Source organism: Burkholderia sp. 22313 (genome assembly GCF_052045245.1).
Taxonomy (GTDB): domain Bacteria; phylum Pseudomonadota; class Gammaproteobacteria; order Burkholderiales; family Burkholderiaceae; genus Burkholderia.
Map to the genome: position 1 here is coordinate 26,243 of NZ_JBQEON010000051.1, position 11,403 is coordinate 37,645.

General features: G+C 65.6%; 8 protein-coding genes and 2 pseudogenes. 1 reads left to right on the forward strand and 9 read right to left on the reverse strand.

Annotated elements, in window-relative coordinates; translation table 11 throughout:
• Nucleotides 1-153 precede the first annotated feature (153 nt).
• The 9 genes and pseudogenes from ACTJKF_RS29230 to ACTJKF_RS29270 all read right to left on the reverse strand — a co-directional run.
• Nucleotides 154-449 (reverse strand): annotated as a pseudogene (locus ACTJKF_RS29230) (hypothetical protein); the annotation flags it as partial.
• A 63-nt stretch (nt 450-512) separates the two neighbouring features.
• Nucleotides 513-1,514 carry a LysR substrate-binding domain-containing protein gene (locus ACTJKF_RS29235; RefSeq protein ID WP_440628388.1) on the reverse strand — a complete coding sequence of 334 codons (1,002 nt, stop codon included), beginning with the start codon at nt 1,512-1,514 and terminating at the stop codon, nt 513-515.
• A 455-nt stretch (nt 1,515-1,969) separates the two neighbouring features.
• Nucleotides 1,970-3,463 (reverse strand): aldehyde dehydrogenase, encoded by a 1,494-nt coding sequence (locus tag ACTJKF_RS29240; protein WP_440628390.1) that lies wholly within the window; start codon nt 3,461-3,463, stop codon nt 1,970-1,972.
• Between the two features lie 16 nt (nt 3,464-3,479).
• On the reverse strand, nt 3,480-4,811 hold the full coding sequence (locus tag ACTJKF_RS29245; protein ID WP_440628392.1) for an NAD(P)/FAD-dependent oxidoreductase: 1,332 nt from the start codon (nt 4,809-4,811) through the stop codon (nt 3,480-3,482).
• Between the two features lie 6 nt (nt 4,812-4,817).
• Nucleotides 4,818-5,705, reverse strand: a complete 888-nt coding sequence (locus tag ACTJKF_RS29250) for a dihydrodipicolinate synthase family protein (RefSeq protein WP_440628394.1) — start codon at nt 5,703-5,705, stop codon at nt 4,818-4,820.
• A 161-nt stretch (nt 5,706-5,866) separates the two neighbouring features.
• Nucleotides 5,867-7,162 (reverse strand): serine hydroxymethyltransferase, encoded by a 1,296-nt coding sequence (gene glyA, locus ACTJKF_RS29255; protein ID WP_440628395.1) that lies wholly within the window; start codon nt 7,160-7,162, stop codon nt 5,867-5,869.
• A 167-nt stretch (nt 7,163-7,329) separates the two neighbouring features.
• Nucleotides 7,330-8,211: a glycine betaine ABC transporter substrate-binding protein gene (locus tag ACTJKF_RS29260; protein WP_440628397.1), complete on the reverse strand. Its 882-nt coding sequence runs from the start codon at nt 8,209-8,211 to the stop codon at nt 7,330-7,332.
• Nucleotides 8,212-8,364: 153 nt separating this feature from the next.
• Nucleotides 8,365-9,252, reverse strand: coding sequence for an ABC transporter permease (locus tag ACTJKF_RS29265; protein WP_440628399.1), 888 nt, complete (start codon nt 9,250-9,252; stop codon nt 8,365-8,367).
• Complete coding sequence (locus ACTJKF_RS29270; RefSeq protein WP_440628401.1) at nt 9,249-10,538, reverse strand: quaternary amine ABC transporter ATP-binding protein; 1,290 nt, start codon at nt 10,536-10,538, stop codon at nt 9,249-9,251. The genes ACTJKF_RS29265 and ACTJKF_RS29270 overlap by 4 nt, the downstream gene beginning before the upstream one ends.
• A gap of 449 nt (nt 10,539-10,987) precedes the next feature.
• On the opposite strand from ACTJKF_RS29270, the pseudogene ACTJKF_RS29275 reads away from it, so the two are divergent.
• Nucleotides 10,988-11,101, forward strand: a pseudogene (locus ACTJKF_RS29275) (TetR/AcrR family transcriptional regulator); the annotation flags it as partial.
• Nucleotides 11,102-11,403: the final 302 nt, after the last annotated feature.

The window sequence follows — 11,403 nt, forward strand, 5'->3', positions numbered from 1 at the left end:
CACCTCGAGAATCGCGCTGATGGCGTTGATGGGCGGTGACAAGGCGCGAAGCGTGGCTCCGGACCGCATCAGATATGCAACCCGGGTTTCAATTCTGAAATCGACGAATCCCGTCAACAGCGCAAGCCAGCCGAGCGCGACGCCATGACCCTAGCGCGCGGCATCGATCGCATCGGTGGACAGGCTGCACCGCAGTGCGAAATTCAGCCGGCCGGACCGGCAGCCGGCCGCGGCCGTCGCCGTAATGCACGGCGATATCGATTTTGTTGTGTCGCAGATCGGCGGTAAACATCAGCGTCGCGAGGCGCAACTGCAACTCGGGCTGTGCGCCCTTCAGCGGCGAGCCGCGGCAGCAGCCGGAAATGCGAGAACGCGGCAGTCGCCGCGAGCACGAGTTCCTGGCGGACCGGGCCGCTCGTCAGGCGGTCGAACACGCCGGCGATCTTCTGCCGCCGATAGCCTTTCGGCGTGGCCGACGCAGGCTTCATCTGGACCGTTGCTCCCCGACCGCGCTATTGCTCGAGCTCGACGCCGGCATCGAGCCAGCCGCGCATCATCACACCGACCTCGTCGCTCAGCCATTGACGGAACAGCCGGTACTCGGAGCGCGGCTGCGCGTTGCGATGCGTGATCAGATAGTGATGGCGATCACGAAACACCAGCACGTCCTGTACCGGACGAACCAGGATGCCCTGCTCGAGCTGCCGGTGCACGAGGTGATGCCAGCCCAGCAGCGTGCCCTCGCCGGCCTCGGCCTGCGCGACGAGCAGCCGGTAGTCATTGCTTTCCAGATACTTGTTCTCGGTCAGCGTATCGGTGCCGTCGCCCTGCTGGAACCAGTTGCGCCACACGCGCCAGTCGACGTGCTCGCACACCTGCGCGCGGCCGAGCATCGACAGGTTCAGGGTCGGGCTCGAAAGCAGGTCCAGCGGCTTCAGCGACCGGCCGTGGAAATGCCGCTCGTGAAACGACGGACTGCAGACCGGATACACGATGTCGTGAAACAGCGGCTCGGCTTCGAACTCGGGCTCGCGCGGCGGGTTCTTCGTGATGATCACGTCCGGCTCGATGAGCCCGTCGAGTTCCATGAAGTGCTCGGTGACGATCACGTGCAGCTGGATATTCGGAAACTGCTCGCGAAACGCAGGCAGCCGCGACGACAGCCACAGCGCCGAGAACGTATGCGATACGCAGATCATCAGCGCGTGCTTGTCGGTCCGGCGCACGGCCTCCGCCGCCTCGGCGATGTTCATGATCGACAGATACGACGCGTTGTAGAGAATCCGCCCGGCGTCCGTCAGCGCGATGTGCCGGCCGGTGCGCTCGAACAGCGCGACGTCGAGCGAATCCTCGAGTTCCTTGATCTGCCGGCTGATCGCAGCCTGCGTCACGCACAGCACCTCGGCCGCCTGAGTGAAGCTCTCGTAGCGCGCCGCCGTCACGAAACACCGTAGCGCGCGAAGCGACGGCATTTGCGCGAGGAGTCGGTCTGCAAACAGTTGCTTCTTCAACATGGCTTTCACTCTCAAAACTGAGGTCGTACGCTGCGTCGACGAACCTGTCGTCTGCAGCCCCACCGGCTGCCCGCGGGTCGTCTCATCGAAACCTTTCAATTATTTGAATATTGCGGCTTGCGCGTCAGACTGACGGCTGGCAACGGCGGCTCAGCCGCCGTAACGGCGTCACGATGTCGCCATTTTCGATCGATTGTGCACCGCGTCGCCATTATCGGAATCGATGATAGGGACCGCAAGGCGAACTTCCGATCGGCACGGCCGCCGGCCGCGGCGCGCCGTAGCTCCGTCGCGCCGGGCGGTGCCGTCGGGGCGGGTCACGTCACGTCGTGGTGCGTCGCGGCGGCAGGCGTAACGTCGGTTGGTCGGTTCTCTTGTCGCCCGCAGCGTGCGCAACCCGCGCGGCCCGCGAGCCAGGCCACGCGGGCCCGGCAGGCCGCAGCGTTCGCGCGCACTCAGTCGAGCTTCAGCCAGGTGGTCTTCAGCTCGCAGTATTGATCGTGCGCGTAGACGGACTTGTCGCGCCCGCCGAACCCCGACTGCTTGAAGCCGCCGAACGGCGTCGACAGGTCGCCTTCGCCGAAGCAGTTCACCGTGACCGTGCCCGCGCGAATCCGCGCGGCGACCTTGTGCGCGCTGTTCACGTTGTCGGTCCACAGCGACGCGGCCAGCCCGTAGAACGTATCGTTCGCGATCCGCACCGCATCGTCGACGTCGTCGTACTCGATGAAGCACACGACCGGCCCGAACACTTCGTCACGCGCGACGCTCATCTCCGGCGTCACCTGATCGAAGATCGTCGGTTCGACGAACCAGCCGCCGGTTTCCGTGAGGATCGCATGGCCACCACAGGCCACGCGCGCGCCTTCCGCCTTCGCCTTCTCGATATGGCCGAGCACCTTCTCGTAGTGCTTCTGCTCGATCAGCGCACCGAGCTTCACGTTCGGGTCGAGCGGATCGCCGGTCTTCCAGCCGGCGAGCACGGCCTGCATCTTCTCCAGCAGTTCCGCCTTGCGGCTCGACGGCACGAGGATCCGCGAGCCCGCGCTGCAGTTCTCGCCCATGTTCCAGAACGCGGCGGCGACCGCCTGTTCGGCCACCGCGTCGAGGTTCGCGACGTCCGGCAGGATCACCTGTGGATTCTTGCCGCCGCATTCGAGCACGACGCGCTTCAGGTTGGTATCGGCCGAGTAGTGCAGGAAGCGCTTGCCGGTTGCGGTCGAGCCGGTGAACGCGACGAGATCGACGTCCGGATGGCGGCCGATCGCTTCACCCGCCTCGCCGCCGAACCCGGTGACGACGCTGAACACGCCCGGCGGCACGCCGGCCGCGAGCGCGAGATCGGCGATCCGCAGCGTCGACAGCGACGTCTGTTCGGCCGGCTTCACGACCACGCTGTTGCCGACCGACAGGGCCGGACCGATCTTCCAGGCGAGCATCAGCGCCGGGAAATTCCACGGCAGCACCGCGCCGACCACCCCGATCGGCTCGCGGGTAATCATGCTCACGACACCTGCACCGGACGGCGACAACGCGTCGTAGCGCTTGTCGGTGACCTCCGCATGCCAGCGAATGCACGCGGCCGACTCGGGAATGTCGAGCCCCAGGCATTCGCCGATCGGCTTGCCGGCTTCGAGCGCCTCGAGCAGCGCGAGTTCATCCGCATGCTCGTCGATCAGTTGCGCGAGCCGAAGTAGCACCGCCTTGCGATGTGCGGGCGCGGCCTTCGACCACACGCCGGATTCGAACGCGTCGCGCGCGGCCGCGACCGCCTGCCCGACGTCGCGCTCGCCACAGCGCGCGACCTCGGCGAGCACCTTGCCGGATGCGGGATTGAGCGTGCCGAACGTCTCACCCGATGCGGACGCGCGGCGTTGCCCCGCGATGAACGCGCGACCGTCGAGCGGCAACGCATTCGCCTTCTGTTTCCATTCCTGATGGGTCGTCATGTCGTTTCCTTGAAAATCAAAGCTCGGCACCGGCCGAGAATTCCTTGGCCCAGATCGTCGCCGACACCGCCAGGTCGACGATCGGTCGGACCGGCAGCGGGCGCGGATGTGGCTGGTTCAGCAGTTGCTGCACGAGGCTGTTCGATTCGCCGAGCGCGTACTCGGCGATCAGCTTGCCCGACGCCGACCCGCGGCTCAGGCCGAGGCCGTTGCAGCCGATCGCCTCGTAGAGGCCGTCGTCGCGCCTGCCGAACAACGCACCATTGTTGGCGGACAGGCACAGCGGCCCGCCCCACGTGTATTCGAGCTCGACGCCGCCGAGCATCGGGAAGCGGCGCTCGAACGAGCGCTGATGCAGATGCCGCGACTTCGCGAGGTCGGCCTGCGACACCTTCACGTCCGGACGGAACGCGAAATGATTGCGCACGCAAATGCGATTGGTGATCAGGCGCCGCACCGTCGTGCCCATCGGATCGGCCGGAATCAGCGCCCACGAGCGCGTGCCGCCGAGCTTCGCCACTTCGTCGGGCGTCATCGGGCGCGTGAGCGATGCGAACGTATAGACGGGCAACAAGCCGTTCGAATGCATGCCGAAGGTCGCCGCATACGCGTTCGTGCAGAGGATCACCTGCTTCGCGACGATCGTGCCGCCGGCGAAATGCAGCACGCGCGTGTCGCCGCGCGGTTCGATCCGCGTCACCGGGCTCAACTCGAACACCGTCACGTTGTCCGGTTGCGTCGCCGCCAGGCCGCGCATCAGCGCGGCCGGCTGCACCGTGCTGCAACCCGGCGTGAAGAGCGCGCCCGTGTAGAACCCGGTGCCCGTCACGGCCTGGATCGCCGGCTGGTCGAGCCATTCGAAGGCTTCGCCGATGCGCGCCAGCCCGTCGGCGAAATGCGCGAGCGCGTCCGCGCCCTTCTTGTTGACCGACGCGTGGAATTTGCCGTCGTCGCGCCAGTCGCAATCGATGCCGAAGCGCCGCACGAGGTCGCGCACATAGTCGATGCCGTGCCGCTGAAACCGCACATCGGCGCGATCTTCCTCGATGCTGCGCGAGTAGCTTTCGCTGCTGATGTCATGCGGCAGGTCGACGAAGAATCCGGAATTGCGTCCGGCCGTGGTGCGGCCGATCCGATCGGCCTCCACCAGCGCGACGGACGCGCCGGGCGCGAGCTCCGCGAGCCGGCGCGCCGCGCACAGCCCGGTGATGCCGCCGCCGACGACGACCCAGTCGAACCGGTGCTCGGACGTGACGGCGCGAGCGTCCGGCGCGGGCGGCAGGCTCTCCCACCAGCCATTCATCCCGTCCGGCGCCGGAAACCGCGCGAATGCCAGAGTCGAGCTCATGATCGATCAACGGCCGTCGCGCAGCAGTGGCGTCACGAGCTTCGCGAACGCGTCGCGCTCGTCGCCCGACAGCGCGCCGAGCGGTGCGCGGGCAACGCCGACCGGCAAGCCCGCCAGCTCGCAGCCGTAACGCACGTACTGAATGAATTTGCCGCTGCGCTCGAGCAGTTCGAGCACCGGCAGCAGTTGGGCCATCAGCGTGCGGCCGGTCGCGAAATCGCCACGCTTCACGCAGGCGTCGAACAGGTCGGTGTGCGCTTCCGGCAGGAAGTTCGATGCGCCGCCGACCCAGCTGCGTGCGCCCCACGCGAAGAATTCGAGTGCCTGGTCGTCCATCCCGCAGCTCAGCACGAGCCGGCCACCAAAATGCGTCGACAGGTGATGCAGATGTGCGATGTCGCCCGTGCTTTCCTTCATCGCGACGAAGTTCTTGCGCGCGAGCAGCGTATCGAGAATGTCGTCGCCGATTTCGGTGCCGGTGCGCGCCGGGAAGTTGTACAGCATGATCGGCATGTCGAGCGCGTCGTCCACCGCGAGCAGGTGCGCGAGCAGCTCCTGCTGGGTCGGCTGCGCGTAGTACGGCGCCGCCACGAGCAACGCGTTCAATCCCGCGCGCTTCGCTTCGCGGCCGAGGCGCAGCACCTCCTTCGTCGTCGTCGCATTGATGCCCGCGGTCAGGAACGTCTTGCCGCCGGCCGCGGCCGCGACCGTGTCGAACGTGCGCACGCGCTCGTCGAAGCTCAATGCGTAGTATTCGCCGGTCGTCCCGCCGATGCCGAGGCCGGACACCCGGCCGGCGAGATCGGCCGCATGGCGGCCCAGCAGGTCATGATCGATTTCGCCGTCCGCGTCGAACGGGGTGACCAGCGGTGTGTGTACGCCCTCGAAGCTCATTTCGATTCCTCAGTCAGGTAGGTGTGCCGGCTGCTCGTCGCGAGGCAGGAAACCGGCAATTCGACTCAATGTCGTCGGCAGCTTCACTGCATTCGCGCAGCCCTGCCGATCGATTCGCTACGTGATCCGAACGATGTGTCATGCCCGGACCGCTTCCACGCTCAGGCGAATGCCTCCGTGTGCGTGTAGATGGGAAACTGGTTGCACAGGTCGCGCACGCGCGTGCGCACCGACCGTTCGACGGCTTCGTCGCCGGCCGGATCGCGCTTGAGCGCCGCCAGGACTTCGAGAATCATTGCGCCGATCTGCTCGAACTGCGCGGTACCGAAGCCGCGCGTGGTGCCGGCCGGCGTGCCGAGCCGGATGCCGGACGTGACGGTCGGGTTTCCCGTATCGAACGGAATGCCGTTCTTGTTGCAGGTGATGCCGGCGCGCTCCAGTGCCTTCTCTGCCTGCATGCCGGTGATGCGCTGCGTGCGCAGGTCGACCAGCAGCAGATGGTTGTCGGTGCCGCCCGTGGCAAGCGTCAGGCCGCCGGCCGTCAGCACGCTCGCGAGCGCCTGCGCATTGCGCAGCATCTGGTCGATATAGCGGGTGAACTCCGGACGAAGCGCTTCCGCGAAGGCTACGGCCTTGCCCGCGACGACATGCATCAGCGGGCCGCCCTGCAGCCCCGGAAACACCGCCGAATCGATCTGCTTCGCGATATCGGCGTGGTTCGTCAGGATGAAACCGCCGCGCGGGCCGCGCAGCGTCTTGTGCGTGGTGGACGTCACCACGTCCGCGAACGGCACCGGGTTCGGGTGCCGGCCGGCCGCGACGATGCCGGCGATGTGCGCCATGTCGACCATCAGCTTCGCATCGACGCTGTCCGCGATCTCGCGAAACGCGGCGAAGTCGAGCGCACGCGGATACGCGGAATAGCCGGCGATGATCAGCTTCGGTCGATGGCGCTGGGCGAGCCGGCGAACGTCGTCGTAATCGATGCGCAGCGTGTCCGGGCTCACGCCGTACTGCACCGCGTTGAACCATTTTCCCGACAACGCGGGCCGCGCGCCGTGCGTGAGATGGCCGCCCGCATCGAGCGCCATGCCCATCACCGTGTCGCCGGGCTTGACGAGCGCAAGCATCACCGCGCCGTTGGCCTGCGCGCCCGAGTGCGGCTGGACGTTCGCGTGACTCGCGTCGAACAACGCGCATGCACGGTCGATCGCGAGCGCCTCGATCCGGTCGACATGGTCGCAGCCGCCGTAATACCGCCGTGACGGGTAGCCTTCCGCGTATTTGTTCGTCAGCACGGTGCCCTGGGCTTCCAGCACTGCCGCCGACGCGATGTTTTCGGACGCGATCAGTTCGATCTGGGTTTGCTGGCGACGCAGCTCCAGTGCGATCTCCGATGCGATCACCGGATCCCGGCTCTGGAGCGGTTCGGAAAAAAAGCGGGCGTTCTCGTTCACTTGGTGACTCCGCGGCGCGAATCGTTACGTGCTGCATGGACTGCGTGTACCGCCCGCTGCCAAGCCGGCGCCGTCGTTGCGGCCCCGGCCGTCGGCAGCGGGCGAAACGCGTGGCCGGTTCGCGCGGACGACGCCGATCGCATCGTCCGCGTGGCCGGCACGCGGCTTTACTGCTGCAACCAGGCCTTCAGCTTGTCCGGGTGCGCATCGACGAACTTCTTCGCGGCCGTTGCGTAGTCGTTCGTGTTGTTGCCTTCGAACTCGATCGCTTCGACATCGGCCAGCGTCAGCTTCAGGTGCTTGAAGAACACGTCGGCGCGCGGGAACTTGCCGGCGAACTTTTTCGACGCGAATGCATGAATCTGCTCTTCGCCGCCCAGCGTGCCCTTCGGGTCCTTCAGGTAGCGCATCTGCCACTTCTGGAACAGCCAGTGCGGGCTCCACACCGTCGCGACGACCCACTGCTTCGACTGGTACGCACGCGACACGCTCGCCAGCATCCCGGCCTCGCTCGACGCCTGCAGGTTGTAGCCGTCCAGGTTGTAGGCCTTGATGGTTTTCTCGGACGCCTGCATCAGGCCGCCGCCCGGCTCGATACCCTGGATCGTGCCGTTCAGCTTGCTCTTGACCTCCGGCTTGTTCAGGTCGGCGATCGACGACAGCTGCGATTCGGGGATGTAGGTCGGCACCGCCCAGCCGTTCTTGCCGCCGGTGTAGATGATGCCGACGTCATCCAGGTCGCTCTTGTACTTCGCGTAGTACGTCGCATGCGTGACCGGCAGCCAGCCGCCGACCATGATGTCGAGATCCCCGCGCGCGACACCCTGGTACTGGATGCCGATGTCGGCCTGGACGAACTGCACCGGCTGCTTGAGTTGCGTCTCCAGCACGTACTTCGCCACGTTGGCCACCGCCAGCACGTCCGCCCAGTTGGTCACCGCGATCTTGACCGGCTCGGCCGCCGACACCGCTCCCACACCTGCGCTGCAGGCAACCACCGTCGATACCGCAAGTTTCGCCAGAAGCGATTTGAACGTATGGGTATTCATCTAGTACTCCTTTTTAATGACGCGAGTCTTTCAAGGATGAGGAACGCCTTCGAGCGGCGTTTCTGGTCTCCACGCACTGCTACATCGATTCCGCCGCGGCACCGTGGCCGCGGCGCTTCATCGTCCGTCCACTGTCTTCGCCTGCCCTGCTCGTCAGGTGCGGGCCGCGCCGTGCGGGCCAGCCTTGCCGGCACGCGCCATCGGCTTCTTCACCTTCTTCTTCGCCTTCACGCCGAAGCTTTCCGTCAGGCGATCCAGCACGATCGCGAGCAGCACGACGCCCAACCCGCCTTCGAAGCCGATTCCGATGTCGAGACGCTGGATGCCGCTCAGCACGTATTCGCCGAGGCCGCCCGCGCCGATCATCGACGCGACCACCACCATCGACAGCGCCATCATGATCGTCTGGTTTACGCCGGCCATGATCGACGGCAACGCGTTCGGCAACTGGATCTTCCACAGCAGCTGCCAGTCGGTGCTGCCGAACGAGCGGCCGGCTTCGATCAGTTCCTCGCGAACCTGGCGGATGCCGAGCGTCGTCAGCCGCACGACGGGCGGCATCGCAAAGACGATCGTCGCGATCACCGCAGGCACGCGTCCCAGCCCGAACAGGATCACGGCCGGAATCAGGTACACGAACGCGGGCATCGTCTGCATGAAGTCGAGCAGCGAGCGCAGGATCATGCCGATTCGGTTGTTGCGCGCGCCCCAGATCCCCAGCGGGACACCGATCACCAGGCTGAAGAACGTCGCCGCGGTGACGAGCGCGAGGGTCGACACCGTCTGCGCCCACAGCCCCATGTAGTGAATGACGAGCAGCGCGCAGCCGACGAAGATCGAAAACACGATGCCGCGGCGCCACAGCGCGAGTCCGACCAGGATCACGACCATCGCGATGAACGGGATGGCGGCAAGGCCGTCCTCGAGCAGCTTCACGACCGCGCCGAGCCCCGCCGAGAACGTGTCGAAGCCGCCGCGGAAATGCAGAAACAGAAAGTTGACGAAGTTCTCCGCGAACTTCCCGATCACCGACGAATTCATGCTGCCCTCCGTTGCATCATCTGCTTGAGTATCGTCCGGCAGGACACGACGCCCGCCAGTTGTCCCGCCGCGTCCGTCACCGGCACGTCGTGCTGCTGGGTCAGCGCGATCGACGCGAGCCGATGCAGGTCCGTGTCGATCGACACCGCATTGAAATCGCTCAGGAATGCCTCGCGAATCGGTCGCGTGCCGGACCGGTGCAGCGTGGCGGGCGTGACGCAACCCAGGTAATGGCCGGCCTCGTCGCACACGTAGCCGCATTCCGCGCCGCTGTCGATCAGCTGGTTCAGGTAGCGGTCGGACGACGTACCCGCGTCGCACCGAAGCAGCCCGCGCTCGACCGTCGTCATCATGCTCGATGCCTTCAGGAAGCGCGACACGTCGACGTTGCGGAAGAAGTCCTGCACGTAGGCATCGGCCGGCGTCTGGATCAGTTCGGCCGGCGTGCCGACCTGGATCAGGCAGCCGTCCTTCATGATGCCGATGCGGCCGCCGATCTTGACCGCTTCCTCGATATCGTGGGAAATGAACACGATCGTGCGCTGCTCGTCTTTCTGCAGGCGCAGCAGCTCGTTCTGCATTTCGAAGCGGATCAGCGGATCGAGCGCGGAGAATGCCTCGTCCATCAGCAGCACCGACGGATTCACCGCCAGCGCACGAGCCAGACCCACGCGCTGCTGCATGCCGCCGGACAACTCGCTCGGCAGCAGCTTCTCGTATGACCCGAGGCCGACGCGCTCCAGCGCGGCGCGCGCGACTTCGTAGCGCTGCGCCTTCTTGATCCCGGCGACTTCGAGCCCGTAAGCGATGTTGTCGATCACGGTCCGGTTAGGCAGCAGAGCGAACGACTGGAACACCATCGCCATTTTCTGGCGTCGAACGTCGCGCAGCTCCGGCGTCGACATCGGTGCGATGTCGCGGCCTTCGAGTACGACCTGCCCGGACGTCGGCTCGATCAGCCGATTCAGCAGACGCACCAGCGTCGACTTGCCGGAGCCCGACAGCCCCATGATCACGAAGATCTCGCCGGCCCGCACGCTCAGGCTCACGTCGTTGACCGCCACCATGTTGCCGGTTTCGGCGAAGATCTCGTTGCGACCGACACCGCGTTTCAGCATCTCGATCGCGCGCTCGGGCTTCGGACCGAAGATCTTCGACAGGTGCTTGACGGTCAGGATGTCGGTTCCGGTCGCGATGCTCGACCGGGCAATCGACGGCGCACCGTCGGTATGGATTGCGCCGGGGGGGAGTACGTCGCCCGGCGCAAACGTCAGATTTGGAGCCATTCTGTCATCCCGACTAACTGGTGATGGAAGCCGCGAACCGCGATGAATCGTCATCGATTGCCCGCTTGCTGCGTGGGCTCGATGCCGCTCCTGCGTGGTTGACGGCGCTGATGCAGTGAATGCAGCGTATCAATCCAATTACATCGGTCCCGATACATTTTCTGTGCGCTTTTCCATACCTTTGGTAATGCATCGAATACGGGCAAAACGGCGCGACTGCCCCGAAACCGTGCGAATGGCGTGAAGGTCAATGTTGGCGCGGCTGTGCGGGATTGTGTGGAGATCGCGGCACTGGGATGCACGCGGTGCGCGGGAGGGCGCGCTAGGGGAAAATCCCGACAGGGAGACGCAAGGGAAACTACGGAGAAAACGACGGATGAAGGCGAAAAGGGCCGTCGATGCGGTTCCGGTATGCAGGATCGGCGGTCGACGGCGATCGCCACCGCGCCGAAATCGCGACAACGGTGCGGCACGCGATCACATTACCGCCGACGGCGGCACGACAGATTCTCGCGATGTTCAAGCGCACGTTGCCGCGGGATCTGGCGGTGCTGGACGCGTGAGTGCACCGCTTAGGGCCTGTTCACGCTAATAACGGGCTTGCGCTGGCCCCCAGAAGGGCCGAGCGCAAGGAATGCGACGAAGCGAATACTCGACGTATTCGCGAGGCGCATGACGCCGCGATCGGCCCTTCTGGGGGCCAGCCCCACGAATGATTTTCTTCCAAACAGGGGAACGTGCCTTTCCGCCCGCATTGCGGCGTCGTTCGTCGTTGCAATAGCTACGGCTATTGCGCCTCCTCTCTCCTTGCCCTGCGGGCGGAAAGGCACGTTCGCAAGCCCGTTATTAGCGTGAACAGGCCCTA

Bases quoted from the DNA above. Each gene is read 5' to 3' on its own strand.
- ACTJKF_RS29235 (WP_440628388.1), bottom strand. From the start codon at position 1,514: ATGTTGAAGAAGCAACTGTTTGCAGACCGACTCCTCGCGCAAATGCCG.
- ACTJKF_RS29240 (WP_440628390.1), bottom strand. From the start codon at position 3,463: ATGACGACCCATCAGGAATGGAAACAGAAGGCGAATGCGTTGCCGCTC.
- ACTJKF_RS29245 (WP_440628392.1), bottom strand. From the start codon at position 4,811: ATGAGCTCGACTCTGGCATTCGCGCGGTTTCCGGCGCCGGACGGGATG.
- ACTJKF_RS29250 (WP_440628394.1), bottom strand. From the start codon at position 5,705: ATGAGCTTCGAGGGCGTACACACACCGCTGGTCACCCCGTTCGACGCG.
- ACTJKF_RS29260 (WP_440628397.1), bottom strand. From the start codon at position 8,211: ATGAATACCCATACGTTCAAATCGCTTCTGGCGAAACTTGCGGTATCG.
- ACTJKF_RS29265 (WP_440628399.1), bottom strand. From the start codon at position 9,252: ATGAATTCGTCGGTGATCGGGAAGTTCGCGGAGAACTTCGTCAACTTT.
- ACTJKF_RS29270 (WP_440628401.1), bottom strand. From the start codon at position 10,538: ATGGCTCCAAATCTGACGTTTGCGCCGGGCGACGTACTCCCCCCCGGC.